The sequence below is a fragment of the Kitasatospora sp. cg17-2 genome, from assembly GCF_054031055.1.
Window position 1 is genome coordinate 7445923 of record NZ_CM132923.1, and the last position, 24342, is coordinate 7470264.

18 protein-coding genes and 1 pseudogene are annotated in these 24342 nt (G+C 74.6%); 9 read left to right on the forward strand and 10 right to left on the reverse strand.

The window, feature by feature from the left end; genetic code table 11:
* Positions 1–34: 34 nt before the first annotated feature.
* The 4 genes from ACW14Y_RS31285 to ACW14Y_RS31300 all read right to left on the reverse strand — a co-directional run bounded on the left by ACW14Y_RS31285 (position 35) and on the right by ACW14Y_RS31300 (position 4766).
* Positions 35–415: a DUF742 domain-containing protein gene (locus ACW14Y_RS31285; protein WP_030391835.1), complete on the reverse strand. Its 381-nt coding sequence runs from the start codon at positions 413–415 to the stop codon at positions 35–37.
* A complete protein-coding gene (locus tag ACW14Y_RS31290; protein ID WP_030391836.1) occupies positions 412–843 on the reverse strand; it encodes a roadblock/LC7 domain-containing protein in 432 nt (143 codons plus the stop codon). The genes ACW14Y_RS31285 and ACW14Y_RS31290 overlap by 4 nt, the downstream gene beginning before the upstream one ends.
* The gene (locus ACW14Y_RS31295; protein ID WP_456984248.1) at positions 843–3116 is read right to left on the reverse strand and encodes an ATP-binding protein; all 2274 of its coding nucleotides are present in this window, start codon (positions 3114–3116) and stop codon (positions 843–845) included. The genes ACW14Y_RS31290 and ACW14Y_RS31295 overlap by 1 nt, the downstream gene beginning before the upstream one ends.
* Positions 3117–3494: 378 nt before the next feature.
* The gene (locus ACW14Y_RS31300; protein ID WP_380307200.1) at positions 3495–4766 is read right to left on the reverse strand and encodes an acyl-CoA dehydrogenase family protein; all 1272 of its coding nucleotides are present in this window, start codon (positions 4764–4766) and stop codon (positions 3495–3497) included.
* Positions 4767–5324: 558 nt separating this feature from the next.
* On the opposite strand from ACW14Y_RS31300, the gene ACW14Y_RS31305 reads away from it, so the two are divergent.
* From ACW14Y_RS31305 to ACW14Y_RS31315, 3 genes are all read left to right on the forward strand, one after another.
* Positions 5325–6389: a GAF domain-containing protein gene (locus ACW14Y_RS31305; RefSeq protein ID WP_380307185.1), complete on the forward strand. Its 1065-nt coding sequence runs from the start codon at positions 5325–5327 to the stop codon at positions 6387–6389.
* Between the two features lie 397 nt (positions 6390–6786).
* On the forward strand, positions 6787–8304 hold the full coding sequence (locus ACW14Y_RS31310; protein WP_456988301.1) for a lipase maturation factor family protein: 1518 nt from the start codon (positions 6787–6789) through the stop codon (positions 8302–8304).
* A 285-nt stretch (positions 8305–8589) separates the two neighbouring features.
* Entirely contained in the window at positions 8590–10893 is a 2304-nt protein-coding gene (locus tag ACW14Y_RS31315; RefSeq protein ID WP_456984251.1) for a hypothetical protein, read from the forward strand.
* 141 nt (positions 10894–11034) lie between these two features.
* On the opposite strand, the gene ACW14Y_RS31320 is transcribed toward ACW14Y_RS31315, so the two are convergent.
* Positions 11035–11811 carry a helical backbone metal receptor gene (locus tag ACW14Y_RS31320; RefSeq protein ID WP_456988303.1) on the reverse strand — a complete coding sequence of 259 codons (777 nt, stop codon included), beginning with the start codon at positions 11809–11811 and terminating at the stop codon, positions 11035–11037.
* A gap of 197 nt (positions 11812–12008) precedes the next feature.
* Between ACW14Y_RS31320 and ACW14Y_RS31325 the strand changes: the two genes are divergently transcribed.
* The 3 genes and pseudogenes from ACW14Y_RS31325 to ACW14Y_RS31335 form a co-directional block, all read left to right on the forward strand.
* Entirely contained in the window at positions 12009–13100 is a 1092-nt protein-coding gene (locus ACW14Y_RS31325) for an ABC transporter substrate-binding protein (RefSeq protein ID WP_380384451.1), read from the forward strand.
* A 114-nt stretch (positions 13101–13214) separates the two neighbouring features.
* On the forward strand, positions 13215–14249 hold the full coding sequence (locus ACW14Y_RS31330; RefSeq protein ID WP_380307206.1) for a FecCD family ABC transporter permease: 1035 nt from the start codon (positions 13215–13217) through the stop codon (positions 14247–14249).
* A pseudogene (locus ACW14Y_RS31335) lies at positions 14246–15016 on the forward strand (ABC transporter ATP-binding protein); the annotation flags it as partial. The gene ACW14Y_RS31330 and the pseudogene ACW14Y_RS31335, both read left to right, overlap by 4 nt.
* 174 nt (positions 15017–15190) lie before the next feature.
* Here ACW14Y_RS31335 and ACW14Y_RS31340 read toward each other — a convergent pair.
* The 3 genes from ACW14Y_RS31340 to ACW14Y_RS31350 form a co-directional block, all read right to left on the reverse strand.
* Positions 15191–16189, reverse strand: a complete 999-nt coding sequence (locus tag ACW14Y_RS31340) for an L-tyrosine/L-tryptophan isonitrile synthase family protein (RefSeq protein ID WP_380307193.1) — start codon at positions 16187–16189, stop codon at positions 15191–15193.
* Positions 16190–16306: 117 nt separating this feature from the next.
* Positions 16307–17668 (reverse strand): cytochrome P450 family protein, encoded by a 1362-nt coding sequence (locus tag ACW14Y_RS31345; RefSeq protein WP_340633339.1) that lies wholly within the window; start codon positions 17666–17668, stop codon positions 16307–16309.
* Positions 17669–17724: 56 nt separating this feature from the next.
* Positions 17725–19179, reverse strand: coding sequence for an MFS transporter (locus ACW14Y_RS31350; protein WP_380307196.1), 1455 nt, complete (start codon positions 19177–19179; stop codon positions 17725–17727).
* 229 nt (positions 19180–19408) lie between these two features.
* Here ACW14Y_RS31350 and ACW14Y_RS31355 point away from each other — a divergent pair, with 229 nt between their 5' ends.
* Entirely contained in the window at positions 19409–20146 is a 738-nt protein-coding gene (locus tag ACW14Y_RS31355; protein WP_380307198.1) for a class I SAM-dependent methyltransferase, read from the forward strand.
* Between the two features lie 82 nt (positions 20147–20228).
* Here the strand turns inward: ACW14Y_RS31355 and ACW14Y_RS31360 are convergent, their stop codons facing one another.
* Complete coding sequence (locus tag ACW14Y_RS31360; RefSeq protein ID WP_266273678.1) at positions 20229–20816, reverse strand: sigma-70 family RNA polymerase sigma factor; 588 nt, start codon at positions 20814–20816, stop codon at positions 20229–20231.
* A gap of 55 nt (positions 20817–20871) precedes the next feature.
* On the opposite strand from ACW14Y_RS31360, the gene ACW14Y_RS31365 reads away from it, so the two are divergent.
* Positions 20872–21228, forward strand: a complete 357-nt coding sequence (locus tag ACW14Y_RS31365) for a zf-HC2 domain-containing protein (RefSeq protein WP_456984254.1) — start codon at positions 20872–20874, stop codon at positions 21226–21228.
* A 487-nt stretch (positions 21229–21715) separates the two neighbouring features.
* On the opposite strand, the gene ACW14Y_RS31370 is transcribed toward ACW14Y_RS31365, so the two are convergent.
* Positions 21716–22588, reverse strand: coding sequence for a hypothetical protein (locus tag ACW14Y_RS31370; protein ID WP_380441969.1), 873 nt, complete (start codon positions 22586–22588; stop codon positions 21716–21718).
* Between the two features lie 330 nt (positions 22589–22918).
* On the opposite strand from ACW14Y_RS31370, the gene ACW14Y_RS31375 reads away from it, so the two are divergent.
* Positions 22919–24283, forward strand: coding sequence for a cytochrome P450 (locus ACW14Y_RS31375; protein ID WP_456984257.1), 1365 nt, complete (start codon positions 22919–22921; stop codon positions 24281–24283).
* The last annotated feature ends 59 nt before the right edge of the window (positions 24284–24342 follow it).

Genomic DNA, 24342 nt, shown 5'->3' on the forward strand with positions numbered 1-24342 from the left:
CCGCACAGGCCCGACCCGCACTGGCCCGACCCGGTCAGAGTCGCCGGACACCCTCGATCACAGCCCGGATCAACGCGATGTCCGGTGCCTCGGCGAGCTGGACGGGGGCCCGGGTGAGGATCATCCTGGCCTCGGCGAGGTCGTCGAGTAAGACCTTGACCACGCTCACCGGAAGGTCCATGGTGGCCGCGATCTCGGCCACCGCCAGCGGGCGTTCGCGGCAGAGGTCCAGGATCGCGGCCGGTTCGGGCGTCAGTCGGCTGGTGTCCGTGCGCGGGTCGGCGGTGACCACCAGGGTGATCAGCGCGAATCCGTCACGGACCGGTCCGGTACGCCCGTTGGTGATGGCGTAAGGGCGGACCAGATGGCCCGCGTCCTTGTCGAAGAACCAGGCCTCGTCGGCGTCGACGGTCACGCACCGCCACCCACGCCCGGCTGGCCGGCGTCGCTGCGCGGCGCCGCGGTGAGGTACTGGCCGACCTGCTTCACCAGCATGTTGATCTCGTAGGCCATCAGCCCGGCGTCGACCGCCTCGCTGGTGAGCACGGCGAGCCGGGCGCCCTGGCCGGCGGTCGTGACGAACAGGAACAGCTGGTCCATCTCGATCACGGTCTGCCGGACCCGCCCGCCGTTGAACCGGTGGCCGGCGCCGCGGGCCAGGCTCTGCAGGCCGGAGGCCACGGCCGACAGGTGCTCGGCGTCGGCCCGGTCCAGGTCCTGGGAGAGCCCGATCAGCAGGCCGTCCTCGGAGAGGACGATGGCGTGCCGGGTCTCCGGGACCCGCGCCACCAGCTGGTCCAGCAGCCAGTTGAGGTCGCGCTGGGTATCGGTGTACTGCGTCATCACTGCTGTTCCTTAGCTGCGGAAGGTGCGGCCGGGGCGGAGGGCGTGGCCGGCGCGTCCGCGTCGGGTGTCGTCGCACGGGCGGTGCGGGTGCCGCGCTGGATGGCGGCCATGGTGGCCCGCGAGCGCTGCGGCGCGGAGTCGTCCGCGGACGGTCCGAAGGAGCCGGTCCCGCCGACGCCGTCGGCAGCGTCGGGGGCCGACGGGCCGCCGCGGCCGTGCGGGGCGGAGGCGGGGGCGGGGGTGCCGGGCCGTCCGTACGCGCCGGGGCCGGGGTGGCCGAACGCCGCGCCCGGCGCGTTGGCCTCGCGCAGCTGCTCGGCGAGGCTGGCGTTGCGGACCCGCTGCGGCAGCACGCGCGGGGTGCGCAGCTCGCCGTCGGGGCCGAGCTCCGGCGCGGTCTCCTCGGCGCGCTGGTGCGTGGGCGCCGGTGCGGCCGCCGGGGCCGTCGCTGCCGAGGCCGCCGCCGTCGCCGCCGCGAGTGCCGCGAGCGCGGTCGTCGGCCCGTCGCCGCCGTCGGCCGCCGGCTCCCGGGCCCCGGCCGCTGCCGGAGCCCCGTCCGGTCCGGGCTCGTCCCCCTGGTCGTCGTAGGGCCGCGGCATGGCCGGTCGGGCCACCACCACGGCGCCCGGCAGCCCGGGGATGGACGAGCCCACTGACAGACCGGCGTTGACCGTCGGGTCGTCCTCGTCGCGGGTGCCGCCCTGGGGGTAGCGCGCGAGCAGTTCGCCGATCACCACGCTGCCGTCGAACCGGTCCGCCGTACCGGCGAGCACGCCGGTCGGGTCGCCACCGTACGGAACCGGGTCCGCGACGGGAGCCGGAGCCTGAATCGGGACCGGAGCGAAAGCCGGAGCCGCACCGAGAGTCGGAGCCGCACCGAAGGCCGGAGTCGCACCGAGAGCCGGAGCCGCACCGGGGGCCGGGAGCCCCTCCGTCACGACGGCCTCCGAACCCTGCCCCTGTCCCGCACTCGGCCGGGTACCCAGCAGCCCGCCCAGGACCCCGGCGAGCGCGCCGGACAGCTCCTGGTCGATCTCGCCGAGCTCCGCGTCCGCGTCCGCCCCGCCGCCGGGCGGCAGGTCGGGCACGGGCGTCCGGGTGACCCGGGCGCCGGACGGCAGACCGGGGAGGGCGGCCGGCTGCCCGGCCTGCTCCAGCAGCAGCGCGGGCACCAGCACCACGGCCCTGGTCCCGCCGTACGGCGAGGGCCGCAGGGTGACCTGGATGTCGTGCCGCGCCGCGAGCCGCGCGACCACGAACAGGCCGAGCCGCAGGTCGTCGCCGAGCGCGGAGACGTCCAGCTCGGGCGGGTTGGCCAGGTAGTCGTTGAGCCGCTCGTACTCGTCCTCGGCCATGCCGAGGCCGCGGTCCTCGACCTCCACCGCCAGGCCCTTGGGCACCTCCTGCGCGGAGACCTGCACCTGGGTGTAGGGCGGGGAGAAGGTGGTGCCGTTCTCGATCAGTTCGGCGACGAGGTGGATCACGTCGGCGACGGCCTGGCCGCTGAGCGAGGCCCGGGGCACGCCCTGGACGACGACGCGCGAGTAGTTCTCGGTCTCCGAGACGGCGCTGCGCAGCACGTTCACCATGGGGACGGCGTTGCGCCAGCGCCGGGCGGGCAGGGCGCCGCCCAGGATGACCAGGTTCTCGGCGTTGCGCCGCATCCGGGTGGCGAGGTGGTCGACCGCGAACAGTTCGCGCAGCAGCTCGGGTTCCTCGTGCTCGCGCTCCAGCGCGTCCAGCATGCTGATCTGGCGGTGGATCAGGATCTGGGTGCGCCGGGCGATGTTGAGGAAGACCTTCTTCGTCCCCTCGCGGCCCTGGGCCTGGTGGACGATCGCGGCGACGGCGGCCTGCCGGACGGCGGCGAGGCCGTCGGCGGTCTGCTGGACCTCGTCGCCGATCCGCCGGGAGGGGGTCCAGGCGGGCGGGGTCGGGACCGATTCGCCGGCCTGGAGCCGTCCGACGACCTGCGGGATCTCGTGCTGGGCGAGGGCCAGGGTCTCGGCGTGGAGGTCGGCGAGCCGGCCCGGGAGGGTGCGCGCGGCGCGCAGGCCGCGGACCAGGCTCCAGAGCAGGACGGCGACGACCACCGCGGTGCCGCCGTAGAGGGCGGTGCGCTCCCCGGCGTCGCGCAGCAGGTAGGCGGCGTAGCCCCAGGCGGCGGCGAGGCCGAGGCAGGGGACCACCGCGAGGGCGAGGAGCGAGCTGCGGAGGGAGCCGGACCGGCCGGCGCGGTGGCCCGTCCGGGGGGCCGATATGCCTGGCATCTGATTCCTTGTAGCAGGGCCGAACGGCGGTTGTCCGTGTGCGGTCCGACCGCGGTCGCGGGGCGCCACGGCCGGCGGTGCCCGGAGGGTTGCCGGATGTGGTGACGTCCTGTCACCGTCCGGACGGATGCTGCACGGCCGCCGACTGCAGGCACGCTACCAGCCCCAGGTGCCCTCTGGGCAACATCAACTGACGATATGTGAACGGGTGATGACGGCGCGGCGGGCCCGACCGGGGTCGGCCCCGGGGGTCGTTCCGGCAGGTAGGGGGAGGTGAGGGGTGTCCCTGGCGGCTTTCCGGAGGCCGGCGTTCGGCCGCCGGAAAGCCGTCAGGGACGTGTCAAGAGCGCCTGTGGGGAGGCCTCGCCCCTGCCCGGGTCAGCCCGCCAGCGGCATCCGCAGCACGGCCGCCGACGCGCCCTGCGCCTGTGCCTCCGCCCCGGCCTCGCGCTCGGCCAGCTCGGTCCACGCCCAGCTGGCCAGATGGGCGAGCTCGGCCGACCACTGCTTCCCGTAGGTGCCCGAGGCCACCTGGCCCAGCCGCAGCCGCTGGACGTCCGAGGTGCCGGCCGGCGGGTAGACGTGGGTGGCGTCGCGCAGATAGCGCTCGATGTGGAAGTCGGCGTGCAGGCCGCGGGCGGCGTGGATCTCCATCGCGTTGCGCGCCGAGTCCAGCGCGTACTCGGTGTTGATGAGCTTGGCGTTCATCAGTTCGGCGTCGCACGGCCGGCCGTGGTCCAGCTGGTGCGAGGCGTGGTACGCGGCGAGCTTGGCGGTCATCAGCCGGGACTGCATCTCGCCCAGCTTCAGCGCGATGTTGGGCAGCTGGGACAGCGGCTTGCCGTACATGATGCGCTCCTCGGCGAACCGCGCGGTGTCCTCGACGATCGCCCGGTGGATGCCGAGCGCGACCGCCGCCAGGTTCAGCCGCCCGTAGAGGGTCGAGGACGAGTACGCCACGTCCAGGCCCTGGCTCTCCAGGCCCAGCCGGTTGGCGGCCGGGATCCGGCAGTCCTCGAAGACGAGTTCGCCGAAGCTGAAGCCGTGCAGACCGCTCTGCGAGCCCAGTTCGCCGGTGCGGAAGCCCGGGCGGTCGCTCTCCACCAGGAACGCGGACAGCCCCTTGCTGCCCTCGCCGGTGCGCAGCACCACCCCGTGCACGTCACCGATGTGCGAATTGCCCACGAACCACTTGCGGCCGTTGAGCACGTACTCGTCGCCGTCGCGCCTGGCGGTGCCGCTCATGCCGAGCACATGGCCGCCGGACTCCGGCTCGGTGACGGCGATCGTGGGCAGCGCCGTCCCGTTGGCGAACCTGGGCAGCCAGTGGCGGCGCTGGGTGTCGCTGCCGAAGTGGATGACCTTGGCGACGCCGAGCTGCGAGGCCTGCGCGATCGCCCCCATCGCGCCGCTGACGCGCGAGAGTTCCTCGACGATCACGGTTTTGGCCAGGTGTCCCAGCCCCAGTCCGCCGAATTCGCGCGGGATGGTGACCCCGATCCAGCCACGTCGGGCGATCTCCCGCGCGAGCTCGAATTCGACCTGGCGCTCGGCCTCCATTCTGGCCACCTGCGGGCGCACTTCCTTCTCCGCGAACTCGCGTACCTCCGCTCGGAGGCTCTCGTGTCGCTCGTCGGTGAAGTAGTCCATCGCCATACCAGGTCCTCTCGGTTCGGGTCGTTCGGTGGATGTGCCTCCGTCCGTGCAGCCGATCCGCTTCGGCCGCCGAGGGGTGGGGGAGTGACGGTGGCGGCCGGTTGCCCCTGAGTTGCAGCCGGTGCGTGCGGATGTGCCGGCGGTGGCCCACGCTGCCCTTGGGGACCGCCGTTTTTCGGCAGGGCTCATTGTCATATGTGTGCCGTAAGCGCTCTACAGTGGATCTTGGATTGGCGCGATTCGGGCCGTTCACGGACTGCCGGGGATTGAAGCGGCGTCCGGCGGGGAAGTGACCTGTCCCGCTTTTGGGATCCGGGGTTTGTGCCACCTGCCGTTCCGGTTGTCCGCCGCTTCCGTTCCGGTTGCCCGGCGGTTCCCGAGCCGTTCCCGCCCGGCGGCCCGCCGGACGGCCCTCCGCCGCCCGCAGGTGGGCCGCCTGTCGCCTCGCCGCCGACATGCGGCTTTGACTGAGCATCAGCAGTGGGGAAGGGGAGGGGTCGGGAGCGCGTAAGGCGCCGGATGTCTGATTACATGTGCGCCATGACTGATGTGATGAGCACTCAAGGCCAGTTCCCGGGTGCCGCCGGGGAGTCCGAGAGGGCCCGCAGGCTGCGCAGCCTGGGCCTCAACGAGCCCGCCGCGGACGAGGCCTTCGACCGCTTCGCCCACCTGGCCGCCAGCATCACCCGCGCCCCCATCGCGATGGTCAACTTCATCAACGACGAGCGCCAGATGTTCCGGGGGCTCTACATCCCGCCAAACTCGACCGATGCGGTGGCCGAAGAAGGCTCCTCGTGGGCCGATCGCGGCATCGCCTTCGACCTTCCGACCCGGGAGATGCCGCTGAGTCACGGCTTCTGCCCCCACGTCGTCGCGCAGCGTTCCCCCCTCGCGCTCGACGACATCCTCGCCTACCCCCGGTTCGCCGGTAACCCGGTCGTCGACGAACTGGGCGTCCGCGCCTACCTCGGCGCCCCGCTCGTCGACGACACCAACACCGTCATCGGCACCGTCTGCGTGCTCGACCGCGAACCCCGCCAGTGGGGCCGCGAGCGACTCCGCGACATCCAGCACCTCGCCGAGGCCCTGCTCTCCGAGATCCGCCTGCGCGACAACCTGCTCGCCCAGCAGCAGGAGATGTTCGCGGCCTTCGACGGCTCGCCGTTCCCGATCATGCTCACCGACGGGCCCGGCCAGGAGATCCGCTACGCCAACGCCCAGCACGCCGACACCTTCGGCGCCCCCGCGGCGTACGGCGCCGTCGGCCTGGCCTACCCCCAACTCGGCGCCGCCGGCCTCCAGCAGGCGGTCTCCGAGGCGTACCACACCGGCCGCGCCACCGTCCTCAACGAGGTGCGGGTCCAGTCCCTGCGCCCCGAGGCCCAGCGCGGGCAGCAGATCTTCAGCTTCACCTGCACCCCGCTGCGCACCGCCCGCACCGGCCAGGTCACCGGCGTGCTGACGGTCGGCATGGACGTCACCGCGCAGTCCCGCACCGAGGAGGAACTCGGCACGCTCGCGGCCCTCCTGGTGGACCGCCTCCAGCAGAACGGCACCACCCCGGTCGGCCGCCCCGGCCTCGGCGCGGGGGAGACCGGCCTCGTCCTGCCGGGCTGAGCACCACCGCCCCGACCCGGTCGGACCGCGTGCGGGTCACCCCCCGGACCGCGTACGCACCACCGGAGTTCCGTACGGCGCAGCACCGGCCGCCCACCGCGGCGGCACCGCGCCCCGACCACGTTCCGAAACGTTCCTCCCACGTTCTTCCCTCGTCCCTCCAACGTCCGTCCCGTGTTCTTCCCACGTCCCGGCCAGGCCCCGAACGCGCCCCGACCGCGCGTCGTGGCGGGACCCGCTGCACCGGCCGCCCACCGCGGCAGGCCGTCCCACCGCGGCGGGGCGCCTCTCACCCCCGAGGAGAGGCTCCCCGCCGCGCTGCTGTCCGGGTGAACCGCCCGCCGCCGCCCGGCCGGACCGGCTCCCGGGACCGCCGCCGGTGGTAGGCATGGGCCGCATGCAGTGGTTCGCCGCCCCCGAGTACTGGCTCAGCAGACTGCTCGTGCAACGGCTGCTGGCCGCCCTCTACCTGATCGCCTTCCTCGCCGCCGCCCGGCAGTTCCGCGCCCTGATCGGCAGCCGCGGCATGCTCCCCGTGCCCCGCTTCACCGCCCGGGTCCCGTTCCGGCAGGCGCCCGGACTCTTCCACCTCCACTACAGCGACCGCTTCTTCGCCGCCTCGGCCCTGACCGGCGCCGCGCTCTCCGCCGCCCTGCTCGCCGGTCTCGGCGACGCCGTCCCGCTCGGGGTGTCGATGCTCTGCTGGGCGGTGCTGTGGGTCCTCTACCTGTCGATCGTCAACGTCGGGCAGACCTGGTACTCGTTCGGGTGGGAATCGCTGCTGCTCGAAGCGGGTTTCCTGGCCGCCTTCCTCGGCAACGCCGAGATCGCCCCGCCCGCCCCCGTCCTGTGGCTGCTGCGCTGGCTGGTCTTCCGGGTCGAGTTCGGCGCCGGACTGATCAAACTGCGCGGCGACAGCTGCTGGCGCGATCTGACCTGCCTGCGCTTCCATCACGAGACCCAGCCGATGCCCGGTCCGCTCAGCTGGTTCTTCCACCACCTGCCCGGTCCGCTGCACCGCGTCGAGGCAGCCGCCAACCACGTCACCCAACTCCTCGTCCCGGTCTGCCTGCTCCTCCCGCAGCCGGTCGCGACCTTCGCCGCCTGCGTCGTCGTCGCCACCCAGCTCTGGCTGATCGCCTCCGGCAACTTCGCCTGGCTCAACTGGCTCACCGTCGCGCTCGCGCTCGCCGCCGTCGACCCGGTCCGCCTCGGTGTGCCCGTCCACCCACGCGCCCACCCCGCCGCGCCGGCCTGGTTCGAGGCCCTGGCCCTGGCGCTCACCGCCGCCGTGCTCGTCCTGAGCTACTGGCCGGTCCGCAACATGGTCTCGCCCCACCAGGTCATGAACCGTTCCTTCAACCGCCTCCATCTGGTCAACACCTACGGCGCGTTCGGCAGCGTCGGCCGCACCCGGCAGGAGGTCGTGGTCGAAGGGACGGACGAACCGGCGGTCACCCGGCACACGGTGTGGAAGGAGTACGGATTCAAGGGCAAACCCGGCGACGTCCGCCGCCTCCCGCGCCAGTACGCCCCCTACCACCTACGGCTGGACTGGCTGATGTGGTTCGCCGCGATCTCCACCGGGTACGCCCGGCCGTGGTTCCTGCCGTTCGTCGCACGGCTGCTCGTCAACGACCCGGACACCCTGCGCCTGCTGCGGCACAACCCCTTCCCGGACGCCCCGCCGACCCACGTCCGGGCGACCCTCCACCACTACCGGTTCACCGATTGGCGCGAACTGCGGCAGACCCGCGCCTGGTGGCACCGGACACCGCTGACCGAGTACCTCGCGCCGGTCGACCTCGCCGCCCTCGCCCGCGCCGGACACCACCCGCCACCGGCCCCGGGCCCGGCCGGGCCCGTCGGTACGGACCCGGACGGCCGCGCCCGGCGTGCTCCGAACGGGCGATGACCCGGCGACGACCGGGTGACGCCCCGGTGACGGGCGATGACGCCGGACCACCCGACCGGCCCACCCGGCTGGCGCCCGGCCGGGCGCTGTGGCACGCCACACCGCCCCGAGGAGCGGTGGGTGCGTGCATGGCTCGAACGGGCACCCGTATTCTTGGCCTCCGACCGGCAGCCCTACCGCGCGCCCCTTCAGCCCCACCCGCCGGGGCCGCACCGCGCACCCGGACCGCCGCCCCCTCGCCGCCAGCCCACGCCCCCGCCGCAGCCGCCCAGAACCGGACCTCACATGACAGTGCTTCACTCCCGCAACGCCGACGCGGCCGACGCAGCCGGCTCCGCAGACGTCAAGGACACCACGGCCGCCACGGACACCGCGGCCGCCGCGACCACCACCGGCACCGACCTCCGCGAGGACCTCGGCCGCTACGCCGAGCTCGGTGCCTTCACCCTCACCGCCGACACCCATCCCTGGTACGCGGCCCTGGACACCGTCGCCACCCCCGAGGAGGCCCGCGCCGCGTCCACCGTCCTCGCCGAACTGCGCGGACACGACCTCCAGCAGGTCTGGGACGACGTCACCGCGCTCGCCGCCGATGTCCGGATCGACGCGCCCGACACCGTCGGCAAGACCGCCGTGCTCGTCGAGATGCTCCAGCTCCTGCGCCGCACCTCGACCGTGCTCGCCCCGGCCGCGTACGACGCCGACCTCGATTCCCTGATCGCCGCCACCGCCGACCGGACCTGGCGGCGCGAGCGCGGCGTCAAGCTGTCCTGGCTGCGCGGCCGCTCGCTGCGCAAGCAGGCCACCGCCCTCGCCGTGACCACCGGCCGCCCCCGGAGCCAGGACCTGCACGAGGCACTCGCCTCCGCCGCGGTCGAGCGCCGGGCCTGGGCCGCCCTCGCGCCCGCCGGCACCCTGCCCGCCGCGCCGTCCGACGCCGCCCTGGTCCACCGCACGGCCACGGCCTTCGAGGCGATCAACGGCGGGGTGCGCGAACTCGCCCGTCTGCTGCCCGGCCAGGACCTCGACGCGCTGTCCTTCCCGGACCTCGTCGACCTGGTCGACCGCCTCGCCGCCGACGAGGGCACCCTCTACCGCCTGCCCACCGTCCGCGGCCTGCGCAGCACCCTGGAGGACGCCGGCCTCGCCGAGCTCCTCACCGAGCTCGCCGCCGCCCGCGCCGACCGCCGCGCCGCCGAGGCCGCCTACGCCGCCCGCCAGGCCCTGGCCGGCGGGCAGCGCGACGGTCTGGTGCCGCCGGTGGAGGAGGCTGCCGACACGACGGCCGATGTGACGGCCGACGAGGCGGCCGACGTGACGGGTACGGAGGAGACCGAGGCGGCCGCCGACGTGGCCGCCGAGGTCGAGACCGACGTCGAGGCCGAGGCCGAGGTGGACACCGACGCCCCGGAGGTCGCCGAGGTCGCCGAAGCCGCTGAGTCCGGTGAGGCCGTCAGCGCCGAAGCCGTGACCGAGGCGGACAGCCCGGAGGCCGAGGCCCCGGTCGAGGAGCAGCCGCCGGCCGTCACCCTCCCGGCCCCCTCGCCCGCCGCCGACGACCTCCTCGGCACCACCCCCGCCCCGCCGGCCCAGCCCTCCGCCCCGGAGGCGGAGACGGTCGCCCCCGTCGAGGCCGAGGTCGAGCCGGCGGTCGAGCCCGAGGTCGTGGCCGTCGCCGAGGTCGAGCCGGTGGTCGAGCCGGAGCCCGTGGCCGAGGTCGAGCCCGTGGTGGAGCCGGAGCCCGCGGCTGAGGTCGCGCCGGAGACCGAGATCGAGGCCGTGACCGAGGTTGTGACCGAGGTCGAGACGATCGCGTCCGAGGAGGCCCCGGAGGCCGTGGCCGAGGTCGAGCCCGAGGTCGAGGTCGAGGCTGTCGCCGAGACCACGGTCGAGGTCGAGGAGGAGCCCGTCACGGAGGCCCCCACCGAGGTCGAGCCGGTTGCCGAGGCCCCGGCCGTCGCCGAGTCGACCGTCACCACCGAGGTCGTGGCCGAAGAGCCGGTCGTCGAGGCCGTGGACGAGGCTCCGGTCGCGGAGGTCGCGGAGGTCGCGGAGGTCGCGGAGGTCGCGGAGGTCGCGGAGGTCGCGGAGGTCGCGGAGGTCGCGGAGGTCGCGGAGGCGGCCGTCGAGGCCGAGCCGTCCGTCGAGGTGGAGGTCGAGCCGGAGACGGAGGTCGTCGCCGAGGCGCCCGCGCCCGTCGAGGTCGAGACCGAGCCCGAGGCCGTCGAGCCCGCCGTCACGGAGCCCGAGACCGTCGAGAGCGAGCCCGCCGCCGAAGCCGAGCCGGTTGCCGAGGCCCCGGCCGTCGTCGTCGAGGAGCCTGCTGCCGAGACCGAGACCGAGACCGAGACCGAGACCGAGACCGAGGCGGCCGCGCCCCCGGCGAAGCCGGACTTCACCCCGGGGCGGCCGGTCACCGCGTACTCGGCGGAGGAGCTGCTCGCCATCGTGCGCTGGATCGACGCCGACGGCGTCGGGCGGACCGACGAGGAACTGCTCCGTGCGGCGATGAAGGAGCTCGGCTTCGCCCGCCTGGGCCCGCGCATCAAGGAGGCGCTGGGCGCCGCCATCACCGCCGCCCGCGCCTGACCGAGGCTGCGCGGCGGTACCCGCACCACCCCCGCAACACCCGCACCACCACGGCCCCGGAGGCACGGTCCACGAACCGTGCCCCCGGGGCCGTGTCGTCGTTCCCGCCCGGCGGCCTGTGGCGCAGCGGCCTGCGGCGCCCTACCCCTCCCCGGCGGGCCGGGCCCGGCGCAGCTGCTCCGCCAGAACCGCCGGGGCCTCGGCCAGCGACGGCCCGTACCAGGTGAGGTGGCGCCCGCTCACCAGCGCGGCCGGGATGCCCGGGAAGGCCTCCGGGCCGTCCTCGGCGGTGAACCGGTAGGGCTCGTCGGGCAGGACGACCAGGTCGGGGCGGCCGGCGAGCAGCTCCGGCAGGGGGACGGCGGGGTAGCGCTCCGGCCGGGCCGGGTCCTCGGCGTGCGGGAGGCGCAGGCCGAGGCGGTGCAGCAGGTCGCCGGCGAAGGTGTCGTGGCCCAGCACCATCCACGGGCGGCGCCAGATCGGCACGACCGCCCGGCGGGCGGGACCGGGCAGCGGGACGGCCTCGGCCCAGGCGGCCTCGGCGGCGTCCAGCCAGGCGGGGCGGGGCAGGCCGCAGCCGGTGGTGAGCAGCCGGTCCAGTGAGCGGAACGCCTCGTCGAGGGTGCGGATGTCGGTGACCCAGACTGGCAGTCCGGCCGCCCGCAGCGCGTCGAGGTCGGGCCGGCGGTTCTCCTCGTCGTTGGCGATCACGAGGTCCGGGGCGAGCGCGGTGATCCGGTCCAGGTCGGGGTTCTTGGTGCCGCCGATCCGGGGGACCGTCAGGTCGGCGGGGTGGCTGCACCAGTCGGTGACGCCGACCAGCAGTCCGGGCGAGGTGGCGGCCACGGCCTCGGTGAGCGAGGGCACCAGCGACACCACCCGCCGGACCGCGCCCGGGCCCGGCCCGGGAAGCGGCACGACCAGCCCCAGATCGTCGACCGCCGCACCGTCCTCCGGCGTCCCGTCCGCCCTAAGGAAACTCACCGCGCAACCCTAACCGCCCTCCAGTGGCCGGGAGGGCAAAGTTCCGGGAACCGGCAGGGCACAACGGCCGACTACCTGGTCCGGGTTCACAGGACGAACCCGAGCACAACCATTGACCAGGAGAGTTACTGATGCGCCCTCGCGTCTTCTGCGGTATCGCGGCAGCCGTCGCCCTGTTCGCCACGGGCTGTTCCAGCGGCGGTGACGGGAGCGGCGACACCACGAACGGCGGCGGGAGCGCACAGGCGTCCGCCGCCGGCGCGTTTCCGGTGAAGGTGGCCGACTGCGCGGGCAAGGAGACGACGGTCGCCCGGGCACCGCAGCGGATCGTCACCACGGACGCGGCCGGTCTGGAGATGCTGCTCCAGCTCGGCGCCGGTGACCGCGTCATCGGGACGGGGTTCCCGCCCGGGAAGGGCAGCCTGCCGGCGGCCGTGGCCGAGCAGGGCGCCAAGGTGCCGGTGCTCGGGGACACCCTGATCCCCAAGGAGAAGCTGCTGGGTTCCGGCGCGGACCTCTACGTGGACACCTTCGGGCCGATGCCGATGATGGGCGCCGCGGGGGCCGGGCCGACCGAGGAGGAGCTCAAGGCGGTCGGCATGCAGCACGTGCTGCTGCTCTCCACGGCCTGCGCGAGCGGCCCGAAGGCCGCGGCCGGGCCGCGCACCGATCTGACCGGGGTGGCGGAGGACGTGCGCCGGCTGGGCGCGGTCACCGGGACGGCGGCCCGGGCCCAGGAACTGGTGGCCGCGATGGACCAGCAGATCAATGAGGTCAAGAACGCGACCTCGGGCGTACCGGAGGCGCAGCGTCCCGGGTACTTCCTCTTCGACTTCGACGCCGGTACAAAGCAACCGATGGCCGTCTGCGGCAAGCAGATCGCCAACGCGGTGATCACCCTGGCCGGCGCGCGCAACGTGTTCTCCGACTGCGACGCCGACTTCCGGCCCGTCTCCTGGGAGGACGTGGTGGCGAAGAACCCGGACTGGATCCAGCTCGCCGTGCGCAACCGGGGCAGTGAGGACGCCAACCGCAAGGCCTTCGACGAGGCCGAGGCGTTCCTCAAGGGCTTCCCGGCGACGCAGGGGCTCAAGGCCGTTCAGGAGGGGCACTTCCTGCGGATCGGTTCCGAGGTCACCACGATCGCCGGGATCCGCAACGCCGACACCGTGCGGCAGATCGCCGCGACCGTCCACCCGACGCTCGTCAAGAACGGGCAGTAGGCCGTGGCCCGCGCCGCCACCACCACCGCGGTCGCCGAGGGGACCGACCCTGGCACCGCCCCCGACGCCGACCCGGCCGCCCCCGGCCCCCGGCGCCGCGGGCGGGTCCGGGCGCTGCGCCCCGGGCCGCTGGCCGCGCTGCTCACCGCCGCCCTGGTCGTGGCGCTGACCGCCGCCGTCTCGCTCGGCTCGGTGGACATCCCGCCCGGAGAGGTGTGGTCGGTGGTCGGTCGGCGGCTCACCGGGCAGCACCCGGCGCCCGGCACCCGCGACCTCATCGTCTGGCAGCTGCGCGTCCCCCGCGCGCTGCTGGCGGCGGCGGTCGGGGCCGGGCTCGGCCTGGTCGGCACCGCGGTGCAGGCCCTGGTCCGCAATCCGCTCGCCGACCCCTACCTGCTCGGCATCTCCTCGGGCGCCTCGCTCGGGGCGGTGGGCGTGATCGTGCTCGGCACCGGCATGGGCCTGTCGCTGACCGTCGGCGGGATCGCCGGACTGACCGTCTCGCTGGCGGCCTTCCTCGGCGCGCTCGCCGCGTTCTCCCTGGTGTGGGTGCTGGCCCGGCGCGGCGGCGGCTTCTCCCCGCTGCGCCTGGTGCTGGCGGGCATCGGCATCGGCCAGTTCCTCACCGGCCTGACCAGCTATCTGGTGCTCCAGACCGGCGACGAGCAGCAGACCCGGGGTGTGCTGTTCTGGCTGATGGGCAGCCTCAGCGGCGCCACCTGGGGCCAGCTCGCCGTCCCCGCCGCCGCCGTGGTGCTGGGGCTGGTGCTGCTCCAGGGCCGCGCCCGGGGGCTGAACGCGATGCTGATGGGCGACGAGACGGCGGCCGGCCTCGGGGTCGACGTGGTCCGGCTGCGCCGGGAGATCTTCGCCGTCACCAGTGTGCTCACCGGGGTGCTGGTCGCCGTCTCCGGCGCGATCGGCTTCGTCGGCCTGATGGTGCCGCACGTGTGCCGGCTGCTGGTCGGGGGCGACCACCGGCGGCTGCTGCCGCTGTCCGCCCTCACCGGCGCCGTCCTGCTGGTCGTGGTCGACCTGATCGCCCGGGTCGCGCTGGACGGCCAGGAGGTGCCGATCGGCGTGGTCACCGCGTTGCTCGGCGCGCCCACCCTGCTCTACCTGCTGGACCGACGACTGGAGCGGAATTGAGAATCGCCGTCGAAGACCTGAGTGTCTCCCTCGCCGGGCGGACCGTGGTGGCCGGTGTCCACCTGGTCGCCAAGGAGGGCGAGATCGCCGGCCTGGTCGGTCCCAACGGCAGCGGCAAGTCCAGTCTGCTGCGCACCGTCTACCGGCATCTGCGGCCGAGTGCCGGGCGGGTGCTGCTGGCCGGGCGGGAGTTGTCGGAGCTGAGTCCGGCGCAGTCGGCCCGGCACATCGGGGCGCTGCCCCAGGAGCGCGGCGGCGACTTCGAGCTGACCGTCCGCGAGGTGGTCGCGATGGGCCGGACCCCGTACAAGCGGGCGTTCGCCAAGGACGACGCCGAGGACCACCGGCTGGTGGCGGAGGCGCTGACCCGGGTCGGCATGGCGCACGCGCCGGACCGGGGGTTCGCCCAGCTCTCCGGCGGGGAGCGGCAGCGGGTGCTGCTGGCGCGGGCGCTGGCGCAGCAGCCGGACGTCCTGGTGCTGGACGAGCCGACCAACCACCTGGACGTCCGGCACCAGGTGGAGCTGCTGGCGCTGCTGCGGGAACAGCGCCGCACCACGCTGGTCGCGCTGCACGACCTGAACGCGGCGGCCTCGGTCTGCGACCGGCTGCACGTGCTGCACCGGGGCACGCTGGTCGCCTCCGGGGAGCCGAGGGAGGTGCTGACCGCCGAGCTGCTGGCGGAGGTGTTCGGGGTGCGGGCGGCGGTGATCGAGCACCCGCTCACGGGGGACCCGTTGATCGCGTTCGACCACCGCGCGCCGGCGCGGCGCGCCGGACCCGGGGGTGCCGGGTCCGGTCGCGCCGCCGTCGGGCAGGGGGGCGGGGAGTGCCGCGGGTACGAGGGCAGGCGTGATTGCCCCGCCCCCGGTGGTACCGGTCACCGAGGTCACCGGAGTCACCGTCCCCGCCGGTCCCCCCGCCCCGGTCTCCGTCGAACGTCAGGAGGTCTCGTAGTGGCTCGGGCGGCCGTTGCGCTCGACCAGCCGGCCGACCTTCGCCGCCTCCGCACTGCGGATCAGCTCCCACTCGCCGTCCGGACGGTGCAGCACCGAGGAGTGCCACGGGGTCATCCACATGTCCGTGTGCTCCAGCAGCCGGATGCCGAACTTCAGCACGCCGACCTTCTGCGGGTGGATGGAGAGCCGGAACGAGCGCGGGTGCTGCTCGGCGATCAGGTCGCCCCAGGCGCGGCTGCGCTGGATGACGCCGTAGGCGCGCTGGCGGCAGTCCTTCTGGAGGGCGGACTTGGTGCCGGTCCAGCCGAAGGTGTCCTCGGTGAGGAAGCGGGTGATGCCGCGATAGAGCTTGGCGGTCTCCTCGTCGGTGAGCACCTGCTCGCGCAGCTCCTCCTTGGTCGGCGCGTACTGGGCGTGCACCCGGGCGCGCTTCTCGTCGAAGGGCAGGTCGCCGAGGACTTCCCGCAGGTCGAAGGTGTCGAGGTTGGTCAGGCCCTCGCGCTCGATCAGGGCGGACAGCTCGTCGGAGTACTGGTCGATGTGGTCGTCGGGGACGTGGATGAGGTCGCCGAAGATGTGGCCGTCGGAGCAGATCAGGATCTTGGCGCCGGGCTCGTAGATCTTGCCGATGTCCTCGGCGAGCCGGTTGAGGAAGGTGAGCGACAGCCGCTCGCCCTCGTCGGGCAGGTGGCTGAGCACCTTGGCGAGGTTCGGCGACTTGCAGGGGAAGCCGGGCAGGGTGAACAGGATCTGGTCCCCGGCGGTGATGAAGTCCGCCAACTGCTCCAGCTGGAGCGGGAAGTCGGCGGGTATCGCCTCGGCGTCCGGATCGGACGCGCGGCGGTGCGGCAGCAGCAGGTCGAGGATCTCGGCGGAGAGCCGGGCCACGGTCTGCTGGTCCGGGACGGTGTACGCGGTGCCGGTGCTCTCGTTGCTGTCGGCCTGGGAGTCACTGGTGACGGTGGTGCCGGCGGGCGGCATGGTTGTCCTCCACGGAACGTTGTACGGGCTTCGGGCAGGCGGAGCCACGCCCCGGCGGTGTTCGCCGGGACGCTGCGGTGGATGCGGGGAGACGCGTCGTTGGGTCCTCGCGGGCGGTCAGTGCCGCCGGTCGTAGGCGACCGGGAGCCGATTCACCCCTCGGGCGAGAACGGCGGGCACCCAGGCGAGCGAGTCGATCGCCTCGCCGTCGGCGGCGGACGGGCGCAGCCCGGGCAGCCGGGTGAGCAGGGTGCCGACGGCGATCTGGAGTTCGGCGCGGGCCAGGGCGGCACCGGGGCAGAAGTGGATGCCGTGGCCGAAGGCCAGATGGGCGTTGGGGGAGCGGTCGAAGTCCAGGACGTCGGTGTCCGGGAACTGCTCCTCGTCGCGGTTGGCGGCGCCGAGCGAGACGATCACCGAGTCCCCGGCCGGCACGGTGGTGCCGTGCAGGTCGCTGTCGGCCCCGAAGAACCGCCAGGTGGTGAGCTCGAACGCGCCGTCGTAGCGAAGGAGTTCCTCGATCGCCCGGGTGAGCAGGCCCGGTTCGGCGACGGGCTCGTCCGGGTCCAGGCTCGCGCGCAGCCGGTCCAGCTGGTCCGGGTGGCGCAGCAGGGTGATCAGCATGGTGGTGATCTGGTTGGTGACCGGCTCCTGGCCGGCGACCAGCAGCTGGAACACCATGGAGGCGAGCTCTTCGGGGCTCAACTCACCGGCGTCGCAGGCGGCGACGAGCCGGCCGAGCAGGTCCACGTCGGGCCCGGCGGGGTCGTAGGTGGCACGCTTGTGGGCGACCACGTCGGCGATGTAGCCCTGGAGGCCGTGCAGCCGGCCCTCGTACGCCGGTCGGCCCGGGTCCTGCGGGCCGACCGGTTGCACCACCTTGCCCCAGTCGCGGTCGAAGCGCACCGCGAGTTCCTGGGGCAGGCCGATCACGGCGGCCAGCACCCGGAACGGGAAGTGGGCCGCGAAGCCTTCGACCAGGTCGGTGCCGCCGGCCGGGGCGGTGGGCGGGAGTTCGTCGATCAGGGCGTCGGCGAGCTCCTGGATGCGCGGGCGCAGTGCCTCCACCCGGCGCGGAGCGAAGGCGTCCAGGACGAGCTTGCGCATCGTGGTGTGCTTCGGCGGGTCCTGGTGCAGCAGGTGCACCTGGAGCTGGGAGTGCTGGGGCTCCGGCATGATCGAGGCGAGCTTGCGCCAGTCCTCGTTGCCCAGTGAGTGGTTCTTGCCGAGCCTGGGGTCGTTGAGCGCGGAGTGCGCCGCCTTGTAGCCGGTGACCAGCCAGGCGCCGACGCCGCTCGGGAAGGTCACCCGGTGGACGGGTCCCGCGGCCCGCATCCGCCGGTACAGCGGGTACGGGTCGCTCTTGTACTCCGGTCCGAACAGCGGTACCGGATCGGGGAGTTCGTCGTACCCGAACGGGCAGCGCGGCCCGTCGGGCGTCTCGCCCGCCGCGGTCGGGTCGTGGACGGTGTCGGTCATTGCGGTTGTTCCTCCGGTAAGGATCTGCCGTGCGTAGGGGGAGGTGTGTCGGTGGGTCACACGCGGCTGCGGATCGTCCGGTCGGTTCCGGTGGTGCTCCCGCCGCCGGTGCTGCCGCCGGCGGCGGCGTCCTTGGTGCGGTTGTTGCGGTGGTGCAGGGTCAGCAGGCCGACGGCGAGGGCGGCGGCGGTGCCGGCCAGGGTGAGCCCGGCCCGGATCCCGGCGACCTCGGTGGTGCCGTAGAGCGCGGCGGCGGTGCCGAGCGCGGGGCCGAGCGCGAAGCCGAGGCTGCGGGCCAGTTGGACGGCCGAGCCGGCGGTGGCGAGTTGGTCGGGCGGGGCGGAGCTCATCACCAGGGCCTGGACCGGCCCGCCGTTGAGGCCCATGCCGACGCCGGCGACCGCGAGCCGCCAGGCGATGTCGACCGCGGACCAGTCGGTGTCGACCGGGACGAGCAGCAGCAGGCCGACGGCGGTCACGGCGGCGCCGGTCAGCGCCGTCGGGCGGGCGCCCCAGCGGTCCGCGAGCCGCCCGCCGAACCGGCCGGCCACCACCATGCCGAGCGGGAACGCCAGCATGGTGAGCGCGGTGCTGGTGGCGCTCTCGCCGTCGTCGCGGCGCAGGTACTGGGCGAGCAGGTAGTGGTTGGCGGCGAAGCCGGCCGCGAGGGCCAGCACCGAGCCGTTGACGGCGGCGGTGCCGGAGGCGCGCAGCACCCCGGCGACCGGGCGCCCGCCGGGGCGGCGCAGCCAGAACAGCACCAGCGGCACGGAGGGCAGCGTGAGCAGCAGCCAGAGCGGCGCGTCCGGGGCCAGCGTGAGGCCGAGCAGTACGGCGGCGACCGCCGAGCCGATCAGCGCGGCGTCGCCGAGCGAGGCGCGGTCGGGCAGCCGCAGCCGCTTGCCGCCGCGCGGGGCGTCCTTGCGGGCGATCAGCCAGGCGGCCAGGCAGATCGGCAGCTTGACGAGGAAGATCGCCCGCCAGCCGACGTGGTCGAGCAGCAGGCCGCCGACGACCGGGCCGAGGACGGCGCCCAGCGGGCCCAGCGTGGCGGGCACGCTCATCGCCCGGCCGCGCAGCTCGGGGCGGACGGCGGTGGCCGCGAGGACCGGCATCAGGACGAACAGCACGGCGCCGAAGGCCCCTTGGGCGAGGCGGGCGGCGATCAGCCAGCTCGCCCAGGGCGCGACGGCGGCCAGGGCGCTGCAGAGCGCGAAGCAGCCGACCGACAGCAGCAGGGCGGCGCGCAGGCCGACCTGGTCCAGCCACCGTCCGGCGGGCAGCAGCAGGGCCACCAGGGGGAGCTGGTAGCCGAGCACGGCCCACTGGGCGGTGGTCGGGGAGACGTCGAGGGCGTCCGCGATGTCGGTGAGCGCGAGGTTGACCACGTTCATGTCGAGCATCGCGACGAAGGAGATCAGCCCTGCGGCGAAGACCAGGCTCCACCGGTCCTCCGACCGGACCGGGCCGTCACCCGACGTACTGGTGGCGGGCGACTGCTGCGCTGCCATGGGTCATCCTCCGTTCCCCCGTGCTGTCCGGACACCACCTCGGCGGCGGCGTCCGGTACAGCAGTCGGAGATACCTCGGCTCCAGTTCCGAACAGATGGGGGATTTTTAAGGCTTGGCCGGATCATGCCCACAGTGGCCGATCCTGCCCGCTGCCCGCGACCGGTTCCCGGCGGCCGTTCTGTGCGGTTGCCGCCCGCTTCGGGTCCGCACCGTCATAGGTTCGAGCGCATGGCTGACGAATGCTTCGGACACCCCCGGCTGGCCGCGATCTACGACCCGCTCGACCCCGACCGGGGCGACCTCGACCCGTACCTGCGACTGGCCGGCGAGTTGGGGGCCCGCCGGGTGCTGGACATCGGCTGCGGCACCGGGGTGTTCGCCCTCCTGCTGGCCGGTCGCGGGATCGAGGTCGTCGCCGTCGATCCGGCCCTGGCCTCCCTGGACGTGGCCCGGGCCAAGCCGGGCGCCGGGCGGGTGCGCTGGTTCCACGGCGACACGGCGGACCTTCCGCCGCTGCGGGTCGACCTGGTGACGATGACCGCCAATGTCGCCCAGGCGATCGCCGGTCCGGCGGCCTGGCGGCGCACGCTTCGCGGGGCCTTCGAGGCGCTGCGGCCCGGCGGGCACCTGGTGTTCGAGACCCGGGACCCGGCCGCCCGGGCCTGGGAGGACTGGACCAGGGAGAAGTCCCACCGGGTGACGGAGCTCCCTGGTGTCGGCCGGGTCGAGAGCTGGGTCCGGGTGATCGGTACGGACGGGCCGCTGGTGACGTTCCGGTGGACCTATGTCTTCGCCGCGGACGGTCAGGTGCTGACCTCGGATTCGACGCTGCGGTTCCGGGACCGGGCGGAGGTCGAGGGCGAGCTGGCGGCGCAGGGGTTCGTGGTGGCGGAGGTCCGTGACGCGCCGGACCGTCCGGGGAAGGAGTTCGTCTTCCTGGCGCGCCGCCCGGTCGCCGACTCCTGACCGGACGGAGGGAGCACGCCGGACGGCGGGTGGCGGATCCCGGGATCCGCCACCCGCCGTCCGGCGGTCGTCGCACCCGCCCTCAGCAGGCGGCCGCCAGTTCCGCCGCGGCGCCCGGGGCGGGCTCGCCGGCCTCGGCGGCCCGCAGGCGGGCGATCAGTTCCTCGCGGGCCCGGGCGACCCGGGAGCGGACAGTGCCGACCGGGCAGCCGGCCACCTCGGCGGCCTCGGCGTAGCTGAGCCCGACCACCTGGGTGAGCACGAAGGCCTCCCGCCGCTGCGCGGGCACCCGGTCCAGCAGGTCGCCGAGCGCCACGCCGTCCTCGAAGCCGGCGGCGGGCGTGGTGCCCTGCCGTTCGGCGGCCTCCTGCCAGTCCGGCAGCGCCGCGCAGCGCGGGCGGGCGGCGGCGGTCCGGTAGCGGTCGATGACGGTCCGGCGGGCGATCGACAGCAGCCAGGTGCGGGCCGAGGAGCGTCCGGCGAACCCGGGCAGGCTGCGCAGGGCGCGCAGGAAGGTCTCCTGGGCGAGGTCGTCGGCGGACTGCACGTCGGTGAGGTGGGCGACGAACCGCCACACGTCCCGCTGGGTGGCCCGGACGAAGGCCTCGACGTCGGCGGACCGCCCCTCGCGGGCGGCCAGGGCGAGGGCGGTCAGCTGTTCGTCATCCACGGCGGCCTCCTACCCGGACAGTCCCACCTGGGAGAAGGTGCGGGACGATGGTCATATGAGATGCGAGCAACTCCGTACCGCTCTGTCCGCCCGCCTCGACGGTGAGCCGGCCGGTGTGCCGGACCGTCGACTGGACAAGCACGTCGCGCGCTGCGCGGTGTGCCGGGACTGGCTGGAGCGGGCGGAGCGGCTGCGCGGACCGCTGCTCGCGGACCGGACCGGCGGCGACCCGTCGGCCGAGTGGACGGCGGGGCTGCTCGCCCGCCTCGGCGCGGAGCCGGCGGGCGGGACGGAATCCGGCGGTGAGGCGGTCGGTGAGGCGCTCGGTGAGGCGGGCGGTGGGGCCGTCGGTGAGGTCGTCGGTGAGGCGGAGGGCCGTCCCGGGCAGGGGGACGGCGGGCGGACGCGGTAGGACGGTGGCGCCGGTTCGGACCGGTGCGCCGTCGAAGTGAGACATGGAGGGGTCCCGAGGGGAGAACGGGGGGTGCGGTCCCGCTGCGGGCGGAACCGTCGGCTTCGGTGGGCGGCCGCGCGTCCGGGCCCCGGCCGGCGGAACGGCGGGACGGACGGCGCGCACGGGCCCGGGCCCCGGTGGCGCGGACGGCGTCCGTCGGTACCGGCGGCGCGCGGTCCCGGGGCTGCCCGGCCGTCGGCGGCCTCCGTCGCCGTCCGTGGCCGTCGGTCCCGCTCCCGGCCCCTTACCCGGTCCCGGTCCCGGCGAAGGGCGCGGGGCTGGGCGGGGGCTGGGCGGAGCGGTGCGACGGTACGGCGGTGCGGTGGTTCGCGGTCGGTCGGGGTGGTCCGGGACGGGCGGCGGTACCCGGCGGCGCGGCTGCGGCGCGGGGCGACCTGCCCACCGCGCCGGGGACACCGTGGTGTCCGGGAGGGCGGAGGGCGCGTCAGCGGGCGTACGCGGCGAGGGGCGGCCCACGCCTCACCAGGGCGTGCGAGAGCAGCACCAGCCGGGGCAACCGGGTCCGGCGGCCGACGGGTCTCGGCGCTCCCGGCGGCCGGTACCCGGCGGGTCGGCCGAACAGGGCCAGCAGCGGCGCCAGCAGCGCCCCGGCCAGGACCGCGCCCAGCGCGCCGAGCAGGTCGAACAGCCGCACCAGCGCCGTCTCGCCGCGCCAGAGCAGCAGCGCACAGGCGAGCGCGGCGAGCACGTGGGCGGCGATCATGCCGGTGGACATGCCGTGCGCGGCCATGTCGTGACCGCCCATCGCGTGGCCGCCCGCGCCCTGACCGGTCACGCTCTGGCCGGTCACGTTCTGGCCGGTCAGGCCCGTGCCCGACCCCGGCGGGAGACCCGACGCCGACGTCGACGCCGCGCCGTGCGCGTGGTGCGCGGCGGTCGCGGCCTCGACCCCGGCCGGCGGGACGTCCGGATCGAGCCCGGCCATCACGGCCAGGTCGTCCGGCGTCACCCCGACGGGTGTCGAGTCCGGATTGCACAGCAGCAGCGAGGCCCAGTCCGTCGGCGGAGTGCGGCTCGCGCCGCCACCGGCGACCATCGAGCCCGCCTGTTCGAAGGTCAGGTGCAGCGCGGTCTGCGCCGCCACCATCCAGAGGCTGATCACCGTGAGCCCGCGCCGACGGCCGGCCAGCAGCCAGGTGAGGCCGAGGACGAGACCGAACGCGCCGGCGAGGACGGGGGCCGAAACCCCGGAACCGGACATGGAGACGTGCGCCGTGGCGGCCAGCGCCACGCAGAGCGCGGCGAAGACCACGGCGCGCAGCGAGCGGATCCGGTCGGTCATCACGATGACACTCATCGTCGCACCCGCCTCCGCCGACCAGTACCGCACCCTCCGCTATTGGCCGGTTCCACCCCTGTGACGGCACGTCCGGGCACCTCGGGCGGGTCCCGGGGAGGCAGGCCGTTCGGGCACCGACACCTCCGGGGCCGCCGGGAGGGGTGGTGCGGAAGGGCTGTCACCCGGTGGCCGGATCCCGACGGTACGGGCGGGGTCGGAGCACCGTTCGGCGTCCGACTGGTCCCGGAAGGTGTTATTCATGCCGTCATATCGGTTTGACAGCTTCGTTCCGATACGTACTGAATGTGACCTCGGACACACGGGACCGACAGCGACAGGAGGCCCGGGATGGGCACCACCGCATCCGACGCCGGCGCGACCACGACCAGCGGCGCGACGGCCGGAGGCGTCCGTCCCGGGACGGACGCCCGGTCCGGGGGCGAGGGCGGCGGCTCCGCGACCGCCGTCGACCGGCCGGGCGGTGCCGACCTCGCGGATCCGGCCTTCTGGGGCCTGCCCGCCCCGGTCCGCGCCGCCGCCTTCGCCGAACTGCGCCGCCTGCCCGCCCCCGCCCGCTTCGGCGCCGGCCAGGGCCGGGGCGGCCGCGACCGGGGCTTCCACGCCCTGGTCCGGCACGCCGACGTCGTCGAGGCCAGCCGGACCCCCGGCGTCTTCCTCAGCGGACCGGGCGTCACCACCCCCGAACCCGCCCGCTGGGTCCGCCTCCTGTTCGGCGACTCGATGGTGAACCTCGACGACCCCCGGCACGCCCAGCTGCGCCGGATCGTCTCCCGCGCCTTCACCCCGCGCCTGCTCTCCCGGGTGGAGGAGGACATCCGCCGGGTCGCCACCGAACTGGTGGACCGGGTCGAGCACGAGCGTCCCCGGGACTTCGTCAACGCGGTGGCCGCCGAACTCCCCTTCCGGGTGATCTGCGACATGATGGGCATTCCGGCCGAAATCCGCCGCGCCATCCTCGACCAGGTCAACCACGCCTCCGAGCACACCGGCGTCGCGCGCCCGCTGCGCGAACGCCTCCGGACGCCCGGCCGCGGGCTGCGGGCGCTGGCCCGGATGCAGGGCATGGTCGCCGCCCTCGGCCGGGAGCGCCGCCGCCGCCCCGCCGACGACCTGATCTCCGCCCTGGTCACCGCCGACGTCGACGGCCGCCGCCTCACCGGCCGCGAACTCGGCGCCTTCTTCTCCCTGCTGCTCGTCGCCGGGGTCGAGACCACCCGCAACGCCCTCGCGCACGGCCTGCACCTGCTCACCGTCCACCCGGACCAGCGCGCCCTGCTGCTCGGCGACCTCGACCGGCACCTCGGCGGCGCGGTCGACGAGATCGTCCGCCACTCCACGCCGATCATCCAGTTCCGCCGCACCCTGGCCGTCGACCACCGGCTCGGCGGTCCGGACGGGCCGCTGCTGCGGGCGGGCGAGAAGGTGGTGCTCTACTACGGCTCCGCCAACCACGACGAGACCGTGTTCGCCGACCCCGAGGCCTTCGACATCACCCGCACCCCCAACCCCCACCTCGGCTTCGGTGGCGGCGGGCCGCACTACTGCCTCGGCGCGCACCTCGCCCGGCAGGAGATGAAGGTGCTCTACCGGGAGCTGTTCACCCGGCTCCCGGAGGCCCGGTCGGTCGGCGAACCGGACCTCGCGCCGTCCAGCTTCGACCACCGGGTCCGTGCGCTCCGGTTCACCTTCTGACCCGCCGACCGGCCGCCCGGCTACCTCGGGAGGTGGCCGGCGTCACTGCGGCCGCCCAG